The following is an 18,302-nucleotide window of genomic DNA, read 5'->3' as shown; positions in this document are numbered from 1 at the left end:
TTCGGTATATTCTTCAAAAACAACCCTTCATATTAGAAAGGTTGCCACTTAACTTTTTAAACCCTAAGAGTCTTCATCCAAAGGATGCTGCTGCATCTCCTTCCATTTTTGTATGAAACTCACAAGGAGAAAAGCCCTGAGTTTCTAATTCTTCCTTAATTTCAGATAGTTGGAACTGATCCTCACAATATATTAACCAACTTTCGCCTTCTGAGTAATTTTCAACGATTGTTTTTATAGCGTAAGGAACCTTTGCCTCAGCTTTTTTGGCAATTCTAGCTCTCTGAATTAGCATGTTCTGCAACCTTGCAGAGGGGATGGGAGAGCCACTGTCATCTCTTTTTGAGCGAGCAAATTCTCTTGAGATATCTTTTGTGGCAATTTCCCATTGTTCAGATTCTTCAGCAGTAAATCTAATGGCTTGAGGTAAGTATTCATACTTGACCAACCTACCGCTCTCAATAGCATCAACTAGAGTAAATGGTGGTTGAACAATAGGACCAAAGTAGTCAATTATTTTTTGGGTGCCTATAGGATCACTATATCTAACAGGAGTGGCGCTTAAGCCCAGTTTTTTACCTGCTATTATCGTTAATGCCTTTGAGTTTTCATTACTTCCAATTTCATGAACTTCATCAGCGACCACCATTAAATGATCACCACCTGGTATAGCACCTAAAAATTCAGCTTTATAAGCCGTTCCCATTGTTACCAACACTATACGCTTGCCAAACCCTTCACCTTTCTGTACAAAGTTTTGAAGTCTACGGTTTTTACGCCACCGATTATGACCATCACCAGCTTAAAGTATCGTAACCTCTGGTATTTATTTCTTCAGCCCATTGCTTATGCAGCAAACGATCATGAGCTAAAACAATAGCAACGCCATCTTCGGCTAAGTGATCTTTTAAAGCTGTTAAAGCTGTAAATGTTTTACCACTACCTGTGGCATGCTCAAAGATTCCTTTGTATCCCTGATTTTTCCATGCCTCTAAAGCTTCTTTTTGGTGGGGTAAAGGACTTCTTTTATTAGGTGAATTTGAAGTTTTTTTCTTTTCTTGCTCATTACCTATGGAGAAATAGTCTGTAAGCGCTTCTAGTGCAATTTCATCTATTGAATTTAAAGCTCTTTCTTCCAACCTGTTTTTCGCGACAGAAGGGAAATCAATAATTTCTAATTCTTCAATTTGGTTTGACCAGAGTCTTTTAAAATATTGATTGTGGCGCTTTACCTGACATTCATCTCTCCCATTTTTCCAACTACAAAAGACATCCTGGGATTCATAATTTCCCCGTTCATGCCAACCACTCCATGTTTCATTTACTGAACCTTTAAAGGAAACGGAACAATTTCCTCCTGTTAAAATACCCAATTTTTCATGATAAATACCTGCGGAATTTTTTCTGAACGCTATTTTGACTTCCATTATTTTTAACTTTATTAATGTCGCTAAAGCTTCAGTATTCTTAATAGCCTTACCATCACTTAATAAGGTATCAACAGTATGGAGTATTTCTTGATTGGCTTTATGAACATCACAGTCATAACCTTGGTCCAATGCGTCAATGTCGGCAGCAGATAAAGAAGGTGAACAGACAAGTTGAATTTTTCCACCTCTTTTGGCGAAATTGATAATTTCAGGTCCAATAAGAAGAAAAATTGTTGAGCTAAAGTAACCAACAGAACGTTGGTAAATTTCACTTTTATTTAAGCAAGGAAGATAGAAGTCTTTTACAAGGTTTGCTTCACCTGTTCGATATTCTTCCTTAAGAATCAGTTCACTTAAACTCATTCTAAATCCTTAAATTGAGAGTAAATACTTCCCTTACTAGCCATATATAACCTCCTTATCCTATTTGAAGACACCTGTACTATTAGAGTTCGTTAGCGTTTTCCTTGCTATTTTTTTTGTAACCAGGAGCCAGCATATTTGTAGAAAGCCCTACTAGTATTTCTCTATTTTTAAGGCATAAATGGTAACTAGAAGCAGGTAGTCTATAAGCTTCGCTACAATCTACATTCCAGTACTTCAAAAAATATCCTGCTAAAGCTTTTCTTATTGAAACAACTTTGACTCCGTCGATCATGTCATAATCAAGTTCAATTGGACGTTTAAAGGTCAGCTCGGGATGGGGTATCAAAATCAAGTCAATGGATTCACACCAACTTATATCTGATTCAGGCAATTCAGTTAAAGATGGTTTGGTTTTATGCTGTTTAAAATTTTCAATTCGAGAGCAAACAAAGTCTCTAAATTCACCAGATTTATAATCAAACCCTCTCACATGCCAGCGATGACCTGTATTCACTATCACATGCGGAGCGACCACTCTTTCAGACATTCCAGAGCTTAAAGATTGATATACGATTTCAACGTTCAAATTGCCAACAATAGCACGCATTAAGCTTGCCACTATTTGCGGCCTTGGATGGGTTAAATGGACAGCATCGGAACAATGAGGGTTTGCAGGAAATTGTGAAGCCATACCATCACCAAACCCATTTGCTAAGTTTTTAAGAGCAGATTCAGCATTATGTTGAAATAGCGGCTGAAAACTATTTGTTCTTATGTAATGTTTGCCAGAATGACGAAAATCTAAATTATTTTCTGCAAGCTTTCTATAAGTGGCAAAATCTCGAGAGCAAGAAGTAACTCCTACATCAAAGTGCTCTGATAATTCTATTCGGCTTATTCGTCCAAAGTATTCAAGACAAAAATCAATATAAGCTAAGCGCTGTCTTTGAGCGCTAGATAACTTATTAATATTTTTATCTATTTCCATCAGATATTTAACATTTTTGTTGTAATTATAGTCAATACTAGCGCAAAAACTTATTAGATGCTACCAAAATGGTATTTTCTTTTTGGTGCTTTCTTAAAAAGATCCTACACTTTTGGTAGTATCTTTTTATTGAATAACTCAGGAAGTAATAACATGCCCATAAAAGCACTGGCACCAAAACCATATGAGCACATTTATTCTTACTTAGTTCGTATGTGTATTTCTAATAGATTTTCCTCTTTGCCTGATATGTATTCGTATCTTGGATTAAGTGGCGAGTTTAGAAGAAACTCTTCCTGTTTTTTAACTGATTTCTCATCTTTAAAGTCAATAGCTAGCAGTATGGGAATTGATGAGGAGCTTTTAATTAATTTACTTCCGAAAAGTAATAAAGAAATGACTACATATTGCAGCCATTCGGTACCAACAGATATTCTTTGTCATGAACATTTCCGTTGTTGCCCGAAATGTTTATTGGAGGATGGTTACATCCCTGCATATCAAGCTTTTAAGCCGATTACTTTTTGTATAAAGCACTCATCTTCTATTGTAGATAAATGGGACGATGGCGATATTTATATAGATTGGAATGATCAAAACTTGTTTGAGCGGATATCAAACTCGGAATATCGCAAAGAATGTATTACCTCTTCAGAAGAAGTGTTAGCCAAGCAATTATACCTCGTGCTTCAACGTCCTTTTGTAGATGATTTACCTGAAGTATTTGGCATGATGGACACTTCAAACTTTCTTCTGCTATACCTTTTCTATTATAAACACAGCTATCGCGAATACGATAAACCAGACTCTAGAGCATGGTTTGATTGCTACCAAAACATTTGTTGTTATCCTTTCGCAGTTTTTGATTTTATTGAAACTTTCCACGAACTGGAGCAAGAGTTTTCATTCAAAGACTTTTCTGTCATTTATCCTGACATATATAGAGATTTATACCGTGGACCATACAGCTCATCATATGCATACATGAAATTGAAAGCACTTTTAGAAATGCAACTAACTGGAGACCACCATGATTGAAGTCAATATCAAGGTTAATTCTATGCAAATATGGTTGGGGGAGTTAATTTCTTCCAAACAACTAATGGAAAGCCAAAACCTTCGACGTAGACAATTGGCTGGAGAATTAAATCACGATAGTTTTCTTTATAACCATAGTATTCAAGGGGAGAAAGGCTTTATTCCTCTCGAAAATATTGAGCAACAAGCTTTTTGTCAAACATTGGCTCACTATGGGTGTATTCCGTCAGCATTATTATTTGGCTATAGCCTTTCAACTGCTTACAGTAAGACACGGCGAGCGTACTGCGACATAAATGCTTATGAGTATTGTTTTATAGGTATAGAAATGATTATGAACCAACATTTAGAAAATGGTTTTATACCTGCTGCAAATTTACTTACCTCTAGCGAAACACTATATAAAATTTGTGATTATTTAATAACAAGTTATTCCACTTTAGGCTTTAACCATAAAAATCATCCCGTAATAGATTTTGCGCTCATTTGCATGGCTGGCCTAAAAAATGAACTCAGGTTTGACGCCTAACAGGAGATAAATATGCAATCATTAATTCCAATACCTTCTGATCAGATAAATCAATTTACAGAGATGCTGGTTGATCCTAACAAGCTATTGCACCAATACGGCTTCAGTGGTGGATATAGAGTATTAAAAACAGAAATATTTACATCATGTAAAGAGTGGGAGATTCAAATAGTAACAGGTCACAGTGTTAGAACTATCTTTTCGTCAGACCAAATAGGGAAAAACAACAAGTGTTCTTCTCCTTTTAATTTAGCTAAGCTTTTAGGCCATGGCATAAGTATAATGCCATGGCAAAAACTTCAGGTTAGATTTAATAACGGCTATGGTTCAGCTATTTCATATATTGAAGATAATTGAAAATTTTGACTGTTACCTAAAGGCTACAATGCTTAAGCGTATCTTCACAACCTTCTTGGTAAAGAACCTTAGCAATATATATTGAAGTTTCAGGTCTAACCCTATCCTTACTTAGCTTTGAAAAACGGAGTAACTTCCATTCAGCTACACTTTCATCTGCCAGTTTAAGTTCACTTAACGTTTTATTTACGCGTCTGATCTGAAAATCTGAAGTTGATTCCGTATATTGATTAAAAAGACTGATTAAAATTGGGAGTTTTTCTAGATTTTTTTCTATCATGGGCTTACACCCCAACAAATTCATCATCCAAGACCTAGTTATTTGTCTATCAATAAAGACAAGGTCATATTTAGATAACTTTTGCTTTAAAGCTTCACAAAGTTCATTGTCTCGTTGTTGCCAGTCTACCCGGTTATTTGGTCGATATTTCGGTAATGAGTTAACTTTACTATGCTCTTTATACCAATCAGTGTCGTGACGATATAACCACATTTGTAAAGCTACATGCCCACTTTTTTTAGCTCCATTAATGCCATGATTTTTAACGACAATGTCCCATTCTTTACGCTTTTTCAGATCGACCTTTTGATATTCGACCTTTTTCACTTTTTGGGGTGCGGAGGGATATCTTTTTACAACTGACAATAGCTTTTTCCAAGACCAACCAGATACTAATGCATCCAACACTACAATGTGTTGTAAAAAGCTAAATGATTTCCTGTGTTTGCGAAATATGTTTGTTAGCCACTGAATTTCTTTAGGATCTTCAACTAGACCAATGTCTCTCAAAAAGCCTTCGCCCCAATGAGAAAGAACAGTAGCGCTGATTATACTGTGATCCACTTGTTTCCCACGAGTTACGCCATACTTGATGCCTAGGTCATTGTAATAACAAGACCATTGATTAAATGTCGGTGAACTAGTTTCAGGAAGTAATAAGAGTTTATCAACTGCACCACATATAATCTGGTGCTTTGTACTAACTTTGCTGTTCTTTGTAATATTGCACGCAAGTTCGATTGGTAAAGGTTTAAATGCATGCCTTGCATCTTTACCTAGTTCAATTCCAGTATGAAAAAGATCTCCATGCTTCAAGCAATGTCTTATACCCGGAACCATCCACGATCGCTTCAAGAATACAGTTCCTTTTTCCACCAATTGCTCTTGCAAGCAACCTGGACAAACCATTAATTCTTTTTTTGCTTTAACAATAGATGCACACCGGCCAGTAGCTGTTTGCGCTGCTCCAGAGTTACTATATTTCATCCACTCGATTACTTTTTTACGAGTTTGTTCCTCAATAAATGGCGCGTAGATTGGAAACAAAGTGTGTTTATATATCAAGTCATTTGACGGTAGATTACAGGATTCATGATAATTTTTTGCAATTGTTTCAATATTTGAAGGCAAATCAACAGTTGCAATGAGTTTATGGTGACCAAAAACCATTTTTAATAATGGTATTGAGTCAAGTTCACCGGCTATTACGCCTGCTCTTGCGATGACACTGTAAAGCAATTCTTCGTTTTCAGGTGTGGGGAAATTAAACATGCTCTGTTCCTTCTATGCAAACTTATATATCAATTCATGTTCTTCTAACTCACCATGAATGTCACAAGTATTGGTTGCATGAATAAATCTTAAGTCTTTTCCATCCAATGATTTCCACATTTTTTCTGGTAAAGCCTTAACTGTAGTCTTCTTACTCTTTGCATTAACGTGTTTTTTCTCAGCTTGGTAGGAAAGAGCAATTCTTACGAGCTCTTTAACCTCAACCTTATCAGGATGATCATTTATAACCATTTTTACTATAGTTTGAGCTTCATTCCCATCAACACCTAAATCTAAAAGGAATTCATTCAGTTCCAAAGCTAATTTGTTGCCACTAAACTTTCTAGCTTTCTTTTTTCGCTCCTCTTCCATTTTTCTGAAGAGCTTTTCTTTCTCCGTCAAAAAGTTAATCGTATTTCCCATGTATAAATCCGAATACTCTGTTATGCGATCAGGATCTCCAGATCTTAACGCGTCTATCATAGGGTGGATTGGCCTAAACTCATCCTCATACACTTTTCGCATAAGACGCGAGGTAATTCTCTCTTTCTTAGTTACGATCGCCCTAATCTGTGTAAACACGAATAACTTAATTACAATGTCAATTATGCCCTGTGTGCAGTCATGCCAGGTTACTCTGATATCATCAGTCAAATCATCGGTTGCTTCATGCAGAAACTGTTTCTTCCAAAGTCTGTCTGTAAAAGCCCTCCATTCACTTTTATTTTTTTTATTCGAAGTATTTTGAACTGAAGTCTTAAGGGGTCCCCATTCTATAGAGCCAACTCCTGTGCACCTTCTCGCGTACATGAAAAGCTTCATCATTATTTCTTTGGCTTTGGGCGTTCCCACAAAGAGAACAGGCAAATTAATAACATCGACCAATGTCGAAAGAAAACTTAGTATTCTTTCTTTGCCGCCGCCTTTAGCAAGCAATAAATTTTGAATTTCATCTATTACCAGCACGCCTGTAGAGTATTTTGATACTGTTTGAGCAATATAAGCCGCTCTTCTAGCAATACTCCAACCTTGCCTTAAATTACTTTGGTAATTAGTTCCTAAAACCCTATCAAGCTCCTCTAATACATTGCTGCAAAGAACATTCAAAGATCCATCGTGGGGGCAATTTACTTTTAGGTAGGTTAGCTGGACATGGTTATACTTAGGATGAAAAATTATTTGCGGGTAGGAAGCTAACAATAAATTTAAACCTGAAGTTTTACCTAAACCACTTCCTCCGATAAAAAGCGTACTCTGAGCTGTCGACTGGTTATTACCAAACTGCACCATTTCCCCACCAGCTTGAATATTTTCATATCCTTTTTGCAATATTCGATTTAGATCTCCTGTCGCAATATTACGACCTACGTACCCTTTTCTAATAATCAATGAAAGCTTTTGCTCGAGCAGTATGTGGTTTGAAAGTGGCTGGAACCAGCCGTCAATAAGGCTAACTATTTTATGAAAACGAGTAAGATCATCATCCTCATCTGGCAAAAACTCCTCACAAGTATCCCGAGTTAAGTATTCTTTAAGCTTCACTTGTGAATTAATAGGTGGTAGAGCTTCGATGAAGGGATTTCCTCTATATGATTTCTCCTTAGCATCGATATATATCGCTTTTATTGCCGTATCAGGTAATTTCATAATTTAATCCTCATCATCAAATAAAAAATCAACGTCATCTGGTAAATCAAATTCGTCATCAAACTCTGCGGTAGGTAGTAAATGAATATCGGCTGACTCATTTGAAGGACTGTCATCATTTTCAATTAAACGCTCTTTTCTAGCTTCATCTACTTCTTTTTTCTTGTTACCGTCAATGGCACTAATCTTTGCTTGTTTACTTTTGCAAGGTAGTTGTAATCGGCGTTCAAGTGCTTTTTTAGTTAGTTCTTCTACAAAATCTTCAGATTCACGGATATATTTGTTTTCAATCTGTTTGCTTTTTGCAGTAATTTTTCTTCTTTCCTTGTTAATCAGAAAAACGTCCCAAAAGCTCCTACCTAAAAACTCTCGTGAGTGTGGAGCTAAATTGCACTCCCAAACTTCAAGTTGTTTCATATTTACATACAAATATACTTTGTTAGCATTAGCAGGATCATATGCTGCTTCCAAATTTTTAGGGCGTTTAGCAGATGCATGGCGATGTAACCAGCCAATTCGAAATAGCTCTTGGCATGTGTAATAAACACCAAATAGTTTTATTCCACGATCATCAAAAGTTACTTTCTGACGAGGTAATAACGCTATTTTGAATTGTTTTGAAATTGGCTGCCTAAGGCGCCCAGTTCGATTCTGAAGCCCCCAGTTCCATAAGACCTTAGGAATAGGTGGTAAGGCTCGAGGCATATCTTCAGCTCTTACATATTTACCTATTTCGTGGAAATTATTGTGAATTAAAATAGATGAAAAGATCATTTGCTTAAATTCAGTTAAGTTGCATGCAGCATCTAATCGATAGTCTTTACCTCCACGCTTTTTTACAGTTACACCTTCAACAACGCCTGGCACGAATGGTTTGAATTTGGCCTGTAATGTCCTGAAATATCGCTCAACTATACCTTTGGATATAGCGTGATATGGTGGGGCATATTCAATAATCACCGAATTGACACTAGACATCATTTCAATCTGATGCCCTAATAGCTCTCCTCTATCAGCATGCAGTGTATCTGGAAGACCTGCTTCAATTAAGCTATCCGACGGTATATCCAAATCAATACTCGAAGCATATACTTGCCAGTTCATAAATATTGAACCAATAGCTCTCATTGCAACAACATACGAAGGTGATTCCATACCAATGTAAAAGCCAACCACCATACGACTAAAGGTATCGATGACAGTATATAAAGTTGGTCTACCGATAATTAAAGATGGATCTTTATCAGAAACTAGATATACGTCAGCTATAGTTGCATCAATTTCAAAGCGAGAACCAGGACCCATTGCTTTTTCAATAGAGCTGCCGATTAAAGGTGCAATATTGTTATCAAAGTCATGTCTTGAGGTCTGTTTTCTTAACTTTTCAGCTATATCAATTTCTCGCTGAAGAAAATACTTATATTGAGATAAGGTAGGTAGGTTTTTCTCTTCTGAATCAGGATATAAATCCTTATATTTGGATTGAACTCGTCGAAGAGCATAAGATGGTCCAGGGGCTTTTTTTGTCAGTAGATATTGATCAGTAACTATTCTAAAGAGTTTTAAGACAACCCCTTTTATTTCAGGTGCTCTACCTTGATTCTCACAATCACTTCCAATTCTAGGCCGCCCTATAGTTGAAGTGTCTTTGCGCTTTTGCCCTTTACCTCCGCATTTGTGTGAATTAGGAAATAAAGCAAATAGTGATTGCCCTTTTTGCCAATATTGCCTTACCCAATTGTATAAGTTTTTAGTCGATACACCTGTTCTTTCGCTTGCAGCCTTAACTAGTTTAAGGCGACTTGTCCTATATAGACATTCAGGAGTATTAACAATGTCAGTAATGCAATCTAGTCGACGCTTAGCCTTGGTAAGTTTTTTTTCATTAATTTCTTGTTCTGTGAATAAGTATGGATCTTCAGCTCTCCTTGCTTCATCGCTAAGTATTTTTTCTTGTAATTCACTAATTAAAAGAGAAAAAGGCATTTCTCTTGGTTTTGCATCGAGATGAAAAAATACTACTAAATCGCCAGAACAATATAAAACTCGAACTAAGCGCTGATGAAGGCTAAATACATCGTTAACATACAATTGCATTATCTTCACCTCCTGAGATAACAGCCCCATCAACAAAGTCTTTCACAGTGAGATAATTAATCTTTTTAGTTAAATCAACATTAATATGTCGCCAAGCTATTAATTGCCTTATCTCCGATAAAGTTTCCCCGATTTCAAGTCCATAGGCAGAATCAATCTGTTTTGAAAAATCAACTATTGTTTCAGATAAGTCGACCTTTTTAGAAAAGCTTAAAAGAAACTCAAGTTTTTCTTCTAAGTTAGGTATTTGGGTAATTTCACATAACGTTGATTGGAGCCATTTGACGTTGTTGGTTAACGTTTCCGGTATTTCACGCTCTGTAACAACAAACCAAGGAATATTTTTTCTTGCCCAATAGCGTCGTTCAATTTCGAGCTTCTCAATAACTCTTGGTTCTTTTAGTTTTTCATGCGGTTTTATTTGAAGAGCAAATTTGGATTGTGGTTCGTTAGTCTCAACCACAAAGTCCGATGACATAATGGCAAGCTCTCCTTTGAACGAAGGGTGTTTTATTTTGGCTTCATTAGCAATTTGCTCTGTAACAACAGGGTCGAGCGCATATTGCTCTTTTATGTCTTTAACACTAGTTTGCCAATCGAGAAGTAAAAATGTGCTCGTCTCAATGCCTGATAGCGTGTGGTGATTTCTTCCAGTCGAAAAACCTCGAATGATTGATGAAACACCAGTAGAAGATAAGTCAGTAACTTTTATGAAGGGGTAATAGGTAGAATCTTTTAATTGATTCCACTTTTCAAACTTTTTGATTTGTTTTTCATTGAACAACATAAGCGCCTGCCACAAACAATGCATTAAACTCCACACACTTTCATTACGTAGCTCATTTATTTAACAAAGCTTCTAATGTTTAGTGCTCGAAGTCAGACATTGCTCTATGTCAGACACTTATATGTATACTGTGATTTTTGAAAAATTCAAGCCTTTTTAATCAATAGGACTAAAATATTTATCCTTAGGACCAGTTTATTTATTACTAGGACCATTATAATTATCCATAGGACTGACTTATTTATCCTTCCACAGGACAAAAATGTGGGAGAGTAATAATTATTCAACCGTAACACTTTTGGCTAAATTACGCGGTTGGTCAACATCAGTGCCTTTAATGATAGCCACGTAATAAGATAACAACTGTAATGGCAATGTATAAACGATAGGCGCTATTAAATCATCGCAATGAGGCACGTTGATCACTTTCATGGTGTCATCACTTTCAAATTTTGCATCGGCATCGGCAAAGACATACATCAAACCACCACGTGCGCGTACTTCTTCAACGTTTGATTTTAGTTTTTCAATGAGGTCATTTTGCGGTGCTACGACAATTACTGGCATTTCAGCATCAATAAGCGCTAAAGGACCATGCTTTAATTCACCGGCAGCATATGCTTCAGCATGAATATATGAAATTTCTTTTAACTTAAGCGCACCTTCCATTGCGATAGGATATTGATCACCACGGCCTAAAAATAAAGCGTGATTTTTATCAGCAAAATCTTCCGCTAAATCTTCAATAGAACTGGCTAACGCGAGCACTTCATCCAATTTATTTGGCAAGGTAAGCAGTGATTGTGCAATATCATGTTGGATATTTTCACTCATGCCATTATGTTGGCCAATAGCTAATGTCATCATCAACAAGCCAACAAGTTGCGTGGTGAATGCTTTCGTTGAAGCAACGCCAATTTCAGCGCCGGCTTTGGTCATAAAGGCTAAATCAGATTCACGCACTAATGATGAACCCGTTACATTACAAATAGTTAAACTAGCGCGATAACCTAATTCTTTTGCTAAACGCAATGCAGCTAACGTATCTGCGGTTTCACCCGATTGCGAGATAGTAACGATCATGGCATTTTTCGGCACATGCGATTTACGGTAACGAAATTCACTAGCAATTTCGATATTACAAGACACACCGGCTAACGACTCTAACCAATAACGTGCCACCATGCCTGAGTGGTAACTGGTGCCACATGCAATAATTTGCACATGTTCGATGTCTTTAAAAATGGTATCAGCACCATCGCCAAAAGTATTGATGTCTAACGTGTTACCAAGTAAACGGCCTTCTAAGGTATTTCGAATAGCAGTTGGCTGTTCATAGGTTTCTTTAAGCATGTAATGACGATATTCACCTTTGTCACCACTGTCTTGCGCGACTTCACGCTCTTTTGCTTCACGCTCTACAACATTGCCATCGATATCATAAATATTAACTGAAAAGCGGGTAATTTCTGCTACATCACCTTCTTCTAAGAAAGAAAATTTACGCGTAACAGGCAATAATGCCAACATATCTGAGGCAATAAAGTTTTCACCAACCCCGTAACCTATCACTAATGGGCTCCCTGAACGAGCGACCACAAGTCGATCTTTATCTTGGCTATCCATGACTACGGTACCGTATGCACCATCAAGCTGAAGCGCTGTTTTTTGCACGGCTTGAACGAGTGAATCTGCGGTCTTTAATTCATGATGTACAAGATGTGCAATCACCTCAGTATCTGTTTCAGAAACAAACACATAACCTAACGTTTGTAGCTTTTCTTTGAGTTCTTTATGGTTCTCAATAATGCCATTGTGTACTACCGCAATATTCTCGCTTGAAATATGAGGGTGAGCATTTACTTCACTTGGTGCACCATGCGTTGCCCAACGTGTATGCGCAATACCCGTTCCTCCACTAAGCGGTTGTGTAGTTAATGCATCAGCAAGTTCTTGTACTTTACCTAAACGACGAGATCGCTGTAACTGTTTATCATTATCAATAATAGCTACACCAGCTGAATCATAGCCTCGGTACTCTAGACGTTTAAGCCCCTCTACTAATATATCTGCCACATCACGTTGTGCTACTGCACCGACGATTCCACACATATTTATTTCCTTTTATATCTTACTTAGCACAAATTAAATTAATGCCTTGTTTTATTAGTTTATTTCTTACTTCTTCAGATAAGTCATCATCAGTAATAAGCGTGTGCACTTGCTGCCAAGGTATTTCCAGATTAGGTATTTTGCGATTAATTTTCTCAGATTCGATCATCACAATCACTTCTCGAGAAACTTCCGCCATCACTTGGCTTAAACCTAATAACTCATTAAAAGTAGTGGTACCACGCTCAATATCAATGCCGTCTGCACCAATAAATAACTGATCAAAATCATAAGATCTTAAAACACTTTCCGCGATTTTTCCTTGGAATGATTCTGACAGTGGGTCCCATGTACCACCAGTCATCAATAGCGTGGGTTCATTTTCTAAAGCCTGAATTTCAGATGCTATCGATAGTGAATTTGTCATCACTACTAAGCCAGATTTCTTACTCAACTCATTCACGAGTGCGGATGTTGTACTTCCGCTATCTAAAATAATTCTATTATGATCACGGATGAGAGTGGCTGCTTTTTTTGCGATACTAAGCTTTCGTTTTGAAAGTTTTTCACACTTTGGCTCAATTAATTCACTCGGTAATGAAACAGCACCGCCATAACGGCGAAGCAATAAGCCACTATTTTCAAGGGCAGCTAAGTCTTTTCTTATCGTAACTTCTGAGGTATCAAATTTCTTAGAAAGTTGATCAACGCTAACTTCACCCAAACTGTTTAATTCGGTAATGATAATATGGCGACGTTGCTTAGTATTTCTTTTTGTCATAACTTTCGATTTACTCAATTAAGTTTCGTTTTAAAACTTATCTATTTAAGCAAAAGTTGTGATAAAAAACAATCAGAATTTGGATTTATAGCCTAGTTACAAATTATTTGGCTATTTAAGGGCATTAATGATGATTTAATGCCCTATTTAACAGAGGGTAGTTATTTTTTTTCCGGTTTTTTCCAACCCGAAATATTACGTTGCTTACCACGAGCCACGGCTAATTCTTCGGCTTCTACATCCTTAGCAATAACAGATCCCGCACCAACGGTAGCTCCAGAACCTATAAATACAGGCGCAACAAGTGAACTATTAGAGCCAATAAAAGCATTATCATCAATTGTGGTTTGCGACTTATTTACGCCATCATAATTACAGGTGATTGTTCCCGCACCGATATTTACGTTATTACCGACGGTAGTATTACCTAAATAGGTTAAATGACCTGACTTACTACCACTCCCTAAAGTTGTTTTTTTCATTTCAACAAAATTACCAATATGGGAGTTCTCATTCATCACACTATCAGGTCGTATCCGAGCAAATGGCCCCGCAGAACAATGATCACCAATCACAGCACCTTCGATGATAGTATTGGGTTTTATTTCGGTATTTTCACCAATGGAGCAGTCTTTCAATATACAGTTAGCGCCAATTTTTGCACCATGGGCGATTACAACTTCCCCTTCAAAGATACAATTAACGTCTATTTGAACTTCTTGTCCAACCATCATAGTGCCGCGAACATCTATTCTATTGGGATCTCGAAGACTCGCTCCTGCTATCATTAAAGCTTCAGCTTTGCGTAATTGATATGCCCGCTCTAATGCCGCAAGTTGTACTCGGTTATTTGCTCCTTCAACTTCAATTTCTGTTTCAGGGTGTGCTGTTGCTATTGTTTTTCCTTCGCTATGACACGCGGCAATAACATCAGTTAAATAATATTCTCCTTGAGCATTATCATTTGATAATTGACTTAACCATCGCTTCAGGTCTCCACCATTAGCGAGCAGTATTCCGGTGTTACATTCATTAATTTTTAGCTGTTCTTCATTAGCATCTTTTTGTTCAATAATGCCAACCACAGCATTATTTTCTCGAATGATCCTTCCGTAACCAGTTGGGTTATTGAGGTTAACACTTAATAACCCCATACCATTTTCCGGTTTGACATCGATCAAACTTTCTAATGTTGTAACTTTAGTTAACGGTACATCACCGTACAAAACCAGCACGTCTTCATCATCCTTCAAGTATGATGCTGTAACGGCTACGGCATGGCCTGTACCTAATTGCTCTTTTTGCTCAACAAACGTTAAATCATCGCCAGCACTTTTTTCATTAATCGTCGCTTTTAGTATTTCGCCACCAAAACCATAAACAAGATAAATGTTTTCAGCATTTAATTTACGTGCGGCATCTATAACATGACTAACCATAGGTTTGTCTGCTATTGGGTGAAGTACTTTTGGTAAAGATGAACGCATACGGGTGCCTTTACCCGCAGCAAGAATGACAACTGACAATGACATAATTATTCCGTTTATTGTTTTTTGGTTATTCTAACGCGTTATTCTAACGATTTTCCAATAAAAACTAATACTAGCTTTCTATTTACCGTATCTGAATAAAATATAATGTATAGATTAATATTCTTTGATGAGTAATGTCATATATTGTTAGGGTAAAAAACACAAAAGTTTACAAAAATGATTGTAACTAACTAAAATATTTATGTTTTTAGATTGTAATTAATTCACCATTTTGTAACATCCTCCCGAGTCAATTATCTAAATAAATAACAATAATGAAAATACATTTAATAGTACTATTAATTCTACTAGCCGGTTGTGGTGGTGGTGACAGCAACAAGACCAAACAAACAAAAGTTTCACAATCTAATACCATTACCATTCAAGACAGTTATATTGAAATAAAAAAAGGGACAACGTTTTCCGGAAAACTGACTGCAAAACACAACAACAACTTACCAATTAGCTTCGAATTAGTTTCAGCGCCAAATATTGGTGAATTCGAATTATCTTCTACAGGAGAGTTCACATTTTCGGTCAATAAATTTGAAAGCAAAGACCAAACAAAATTTACATTTAACGTGGTTGCAGATAGTACGCTTGAACAATCAGCTTCTGTCGAGATCACTTTATTGGCACCCGATAATATCGCACCACTTGCTGAGCAGTCTCAGATAAATATTTCCTTAGATAACGTTTACGTTGGTAATTTAATCGGTACGGATATTGATGGCGATACGTTAAGTTTCGAATTAATTGACGATGTTTTAATTGGCTCTCTTACGTTTAATAATACTACGGGTGAATTTGTTTATATTGCCCCAAGACAAACAACCGAACTTAAAACACACTTCACTTATAAAGTATTTGATGGGTTAGTTTGGTCTGAGCCTAGTGATGTTGTTATCAACCTTTTACCAAACAGTTCTGAAATTTCCCGTTTTAGTTATCAGCTGTTCGGAAATTCACAAGATGCAATGTCAGGTGTTTTTATCTTACCGGCAGCAGAATTAAACACAGATGAAGTATTTTCAGATAATATTGTTGTATTAGCTGAGCCTAGATTTGGCTCTTTTAGTTACACTAACCAACAATTTACTTATCAACCCAACACAACCAGCATTGAAGAATTAAATGTCAGTGATGATAGAGTTATCGTTTCAATAATCGATAGCCTTGGTAATACTCACTTAATCAAATATGAATTCAAATTTGCCGATCATGCTATCGTATATAACGGCAACCTAACCGAACCGTTAGCACCCAGCTGGCAATCAGACTCCGATTTCCCTGAATTACTTAATGATATATTTAGTGGTCAAGACCCTTTCTCTTCAGACTTTGTACATAACGAAGAAAAGTTTAATAATGCCATCAAAGCATTAGACGCTTTGGCACTTAGAGATAATATTACCGACGAAAGGTTATATAATTTAACTTATTACATTCGAGCACATATCTTTCACTTAGACAGTGAAAAATTAACCGATAACCAATTAAATAACCTTAATACCGCTGGCCTGAGGTTAACTCAAATGTCTGGTTTTTATGGTTTATCAGAATCAGCAACCAAACTCCACACTGGTTATACCGATACCGTTTATTCACTGAGTAGGTTTGACCATAAGCATGAGCTACTTACAAAGTTTTTTGACATCAACTTAGCTCTAATCAACTTATATAGTAGATTTGATGGTCAAGGTGATACTTACAATTTACAAACTGGAATTTACAATGTTTTCGATCTAATAGATCGTACTGCCTATGCCTTTAAGTTCAGTGAAAATAGAGATTTTGTAGCACGTTACTATAATGAATCACTTTTAACAGCACTGACTAATTTCTCTCAAAGTAAACTAGTGCCTATTAATGGCGACTACTACCTTTTATACAATATATATTCATTAGGATATGAGTTTTGGCTCGATGACGATGCAGAATGGCAAACCATGTTAGAGCAAAGCATGGTTTCACTTACCAGAGCAGTCATTGAACATACCAGTGCAGAAGATAGCAAAAATATACAAATTGCTTTTTACGGTTATTATTTATCGGATGCTGTTGGTTATCATAATCCAGATTTAGCAATCAATCTTTGTGGGAATGAATACCAAGATATTTGCTATATAGTTTCGGAACAAGAAATACTTCCAAAGGTAACAAGTTGTAATGATTTTGCTGAGCTGCGTTTTGATGATTTAACGATAGATCAGCAAGATAGCCTATGCCAATCATTAATAACTACTTCCGATACATTTCATCAGGTACTGGCAACAAATAACGTTTCAGTAGAAGATGACTTTAATGATGCTGTATACGCTAGCATATTCAACTCCTCGCAAGATTATGGGGCATATGGTTATTCTCTTTATCAAATTCCAACAGATAACGGTGGGTTCTATCTCGAGGGTACTCCTTCTCAAGAAGATAATATTGCGCGATTATTTGTTTATCAACAAGGCGAAGAGGATGCGTGGTGGGTATGGAACTGGGAGCATGAGTTTACGCATTATCTAGATGGTCGCTATGTCAAATATGGTGAGTTTGGTCACTTATCTCTCGATGAAACTACCTGGTGGTCAGAGGGCCTAGCTGAATATATAGCTTGGGTAGATGAATTTCCTCGAGGTAACTATGTTCTTACCTCTACTCCGGAAGATAAATGGCCTACTATCGAAGAGATTAGTACGGTAAATTACAATTCAAGTAGTGATTTGATTTATATCTGGAGTTACACACTGCATCGATTTTTAGTTGAAAATCACCAAGAATTACATCAAGGATTTAAACAATGCCTAATTTCTGGCGATATAGACTGTTATCGAGAGAAAACTACGACTATGTATTCTCTAGAAGCTTCTTATAAAGCTTGGTTACAAAATCTTGCTCAATCACTAAATAGCAGAGCCAAACGTTTAATATATTCAGCTAAACACTACGCAGAAGACTCAAAACATTATCGTATGCATAGTCAAAGTCAGTTAAAGGCGCGTAATAAATAACTTAGCTTATTGTCAACAATAGCCACTGTGTATTGCATATTGTGTTTAAAAATTAAGAACGACTTTTAACTATATAAAAGTCGT

The 18,302-nt window shown here is 36.6% G+C and carries 14 protein-coding genes; 4 read left to right on the top strand and 10 right to left on the bottom strand.

The features are described from left to right. Positions 1-73: 73 nt before the first annotated feature. The 3 genes from ABXH06_RS12020 to ABXH06_RS12010 form a co-directional block, all read right to left on the bottom strand. Positions 74-706 carry a DEAD/DEAH box helicase gene (locus ABXH06_RS12020; RefSeq protein ID WP_353518374.1) on the bottom strand — a complete coding sequence of 211 codons (633 nt, stop codon included), beginning with the start codon at positions 704-706 and terminating at the stop codon, positions 74-76. 88 nt (positions 707-794) lie between these two features. Then, positions 795-1,793, bottom strand: a complete 999-nt coding sequence (locus ABXH06_RS12015) for a DEAD/DEAH box helicase family protein (protein WP_353518373.1) — start codon at positions 1,791-1,793, stop codon at positions 795-797. Positions 1,794-1,875: 82 nt separating this feature from the next. After that, a complete protein-coding gene (locus ABXH06_RS12010) occupies positions 1,876-2,784 on the bottom strand; it encodes a helix-turn-helix transcriptional regulator (protein ID WP_353518372.1) in 909 nt (302 codons plus the stop codon). Positions 2,785-2,841: 57 nt separating this feature from the next. On the opposite strand from ABXH06_RS12010, the gene ABXH06_RS12005 reads away from it, so the two are divergent. Genes ABXH06_RS12005 through ABXH06_RS11995 form a run of 3 tightly spaced genes read left to right on the top strand, consistent with a single transcriptional unit; the run spans position 2,842 to position 4,708 of the window. Further along, a complete protein-coding gene (locus tag ABXH06_RS12005) occupies positions 2,842-3,822 on the top strand; it encodes a TniQ family protein (protein WP_353518371.1) in 981 nt (326 codons plus the stop codon). Beyond that, complete coding sequence (locus ABXH06_RS12000; protein WP_353518370.1) at positions 3,815-4,351, top strand: hypothetical protein; 537 nt, start codon at positions 3,815-3,817, stop codon at positions 4,349-4,351. The genes ABXH06_RS12005 and ABXH06_RS12000 overlap by 8 nt, the downstream gene beginning before the upstream one ends. 12 nt (positions 4,352-4,363) lie before the next feature. Then, on the top strand, positions 4,364-4,708 hold the full coding sequence (locus ABXH06_RS11995; protein WP_353518369.1) for a hypothetical protein: 345 nt from the start codon (positions 4,364-4,366) through the stop codon (positions 4,706-4,708). A 16-nt stretch (positions 4,709-4,724) separates the two neighbouring features. Here ABXH06_RS11995 and ABXH06_RS11990 read toward each other — a convergent pair whose 3' ends face one another. The 7 genes from ABXH06_RS11990 to glmU all read right to left on the bottom strand — a co-directional run bounded on the left by ABXH06_RS11990 (position 4,725) and on the right by glmU (position 15,216). Beyond that, positions 4,725-6,260, bottom strand: a complete 1,536-nt coding sequence (locus ABXH06_RS11990; RefSeq protein ID WP_353518368.1) for a TnsD family Tn7-like transposition protein — start codon at positions 6,258-6,260, stop codon at positions 4,725-4,727. Between the two features lie 12 nt (positions 6,261-6,272). Continuing rightward, positions 6,273-7,907, bottom strand: coding sequence for an ATP-binding protein (locus ABXH06_RS11985; protein WP_353518367.1), 1,635 nt, complete (start codon positions 7,905-7,907; stop codon positions 6,273-6,275). Between the two features lie 3 nt (positions 7,908-7,910). After that, positions 7,911-10,004: a TnsB C-terminal domain-containing protein gene (locus ABXH06_RS11980; RefSeq protein WP_353518366.1), complete on the bottom strand. Its 2,094-nt coding sequence runs from the start codon at positions 10,002-10,004 to the stop codon at positions 7,911-7,913. Then, positions 9,988-10,791 carry a TnsA endonuclease N-terminal domain-containing protein gene (locus tag ABXH06_RS11975; RefSeq protein WP_353518365.1) on the bottom strand — a complete coding sequence of 268 codons (804 nt, stop codon included), beginning with the start codon at positions 10,789-10,791 and terminating at the stop codon, positions 9,988-9,990. Before ABXH06_RS11975 ends, ABXH06_RS11980 begins: the two co-directional genes overlap by 17 nt. 279 nt (positions 10,792-11,070) lie before the next feature. Beyond that, positions 11,071-12,903, bottom strand: coding sequence for a glutamine--fructose-6-phosphate transaminase (isomerizing) (gene glmS / locus ABXH06_RS11970; protein WP_311582065.1), 1,833 nt, complete (start codon positions 12,901-12,903; stop codon positions 11,071-11,073). 19 nt (positions 12,904-12,922) lie between these two features. After that, the gene (locus tag ABXH06_RS11965; RefSeq protein ID WP_311582062.1) at positions 12,923-13,684 is read right to left on the bottom strand and encodes a DeoR/GlpR family DNA-binding transcription regulator; all 762 of its coding nucleotides are present in this window, start codon (positions 13,682-13,684) and stop codon (positions 12,923-12,925) included. A gap of 161 nt (positions 13,685-13,845) precedes the next feature. Further along, a complete protein-coding gene (gene glmU / locus ABXH06_RS11960) occupies positions 13,846-15,216 on the bottom strand; it encodes a bifunctional UDP-N-acetylglucosamine diphosphorylase/glucosamine-1-phosphate N-acetyltransferase GlmU (protein ID WP_311582059.1) in 1,371 nt (456 codons plus the stop codon). Positions 15,217-15,491: 275 nt separating this feature from the next. On the opposite strand from glmU, the gene ABXH06_RS11955 reads away from it, so the two are divergent. Next, positions 15,492-18,218, top strand: a complete 2,727-nt coding sequence (locus ABXH06_RS11955) for a collagenase (RefSeq protein WP_353518364.1) — start codon at positions 15,492-15,494, stop codon at positions 18,216-18,218. Positions 18,219-18,302: the final 84 nt, after the last annotated feature.

The organism is Thalassotalea sp. SU-HH00458 (genome assembly GCF_040362795.1).
Lineage (GTDB): Bacteria > Pseudomonadota > Gammaproteobacteria > Enterobacterales > Alteromonadaceae > Thalassotalea_H > Thalassotalea_H castellviae.
This window is presented reverse-complemented; position numbering and strand designations above follow the sequence as displayed.

What these genes read in the sequence shown, in the direction of transcription:
- ABXH06_RS12020 (WP_353518374.1), bottom strand. Translation starts at nt 706, where the DNA reads ATGGGAACGGCTTATAAAGCTGAATTTTTAGGTGCTATACCAGGTGGT.
- ABXH06_RS12015 (WP_353518373.1), bottom strand. Translation starts at nt 1,793, where the DNA reads ATGAGTTTAAGTGAACTGATTCTTAAGGAAGAATATCGAACAGGTGAA.
- ABXH06_RS12010 (WP_353518372.1), bottom strand. Translation starts at nt 2,784, where the DNA reads ATGGAAATAGATAAAAATATTAATAAGTTATCTAGCGCTCAAAGACAG.
- ABXH06_RS12005 (WP_353518371.1), top strand. Translation starts at nt 2,842, where the DNA reads ATGCTACCAAAATGGTATTTTCTTTTTGGTGCTTTCTTAAAAAGATCC.
- ABXH06_RS12000 (WP_353518370.1), top strand. Translation starts at nt 3,815, where the DNA reads ATGATTGAAGTCAATATCAAGGTTAATTCTATGCAAATATGGTTGGGG.
- ABXH06_RS11995 (WP_353518369.1), top strand. Translation starts at nt 4,364, where the DNA reads ATGCAATCATTAATTCCAATACCTTCTGATCAGATAAATCAATTTACA.
- ABXH06_RS11990 (WP_353518368.1), bottom strand. Translation starts at nt 6,260, where the DNA reads ATGTTTAATTTCCCCACACCTGAAAACGAAGAATTGCTTTACAGTGTC.
- ABXH06_RS11985 (WP_353518367.1), bottom strand. Translation starts at nt 7,907, where the DNA reads ATGAAATTACCTGATACGGCAATAAAAGCGATATATATCGATGCTAAG.
- ABXH06_RS11980 (WP_353518366.1), bottom strand. Translation starts at nt 10,004, where the DNA reads ATGCAATTGTATGTTAACGATGTATTTAGCCTTCATCAGCGCTTAGTT.
- ABXH06_RS11975 (WP_353518365.1), bottom strand. Translation starts at nt 10,791, where the DNA reads ATGTTGTTCAATGAAAAACAAATCAAAAAGTTTGAAAAGTGGAATCAA.
- glmS (WP_311582065.1), bottom strand. Translation starts at nt 12,903, where the DNA reads ATGTGTGGAATCGTCGGTGCAGTAGCACAACGTGATGTGGCAGATATA.
- ABXH06_RS11965 (WP_311582062.1), bottom strand. Translation starts at nt 13,684, where the DNA reads ATGACAAAAAGAAATACTAAGCAACGTCGCCATATTATCATTACCGAA.
- glmU (WP_311582059.1), bottom strand. Translation starts at nt 15,216, where the DNA reads ATGTCATTGTCAGTTGTCATTCTTGCTGCGGGTAAAGGCACCCGTATG.
- ABXH06_RS11955 (WP_353518364.1), top strand. Translation starts at nt 15,492, where the DNA reads ATGAAAATACATTTAATAGTACTATTAATTCTACTAGCCGGTTGTGGT.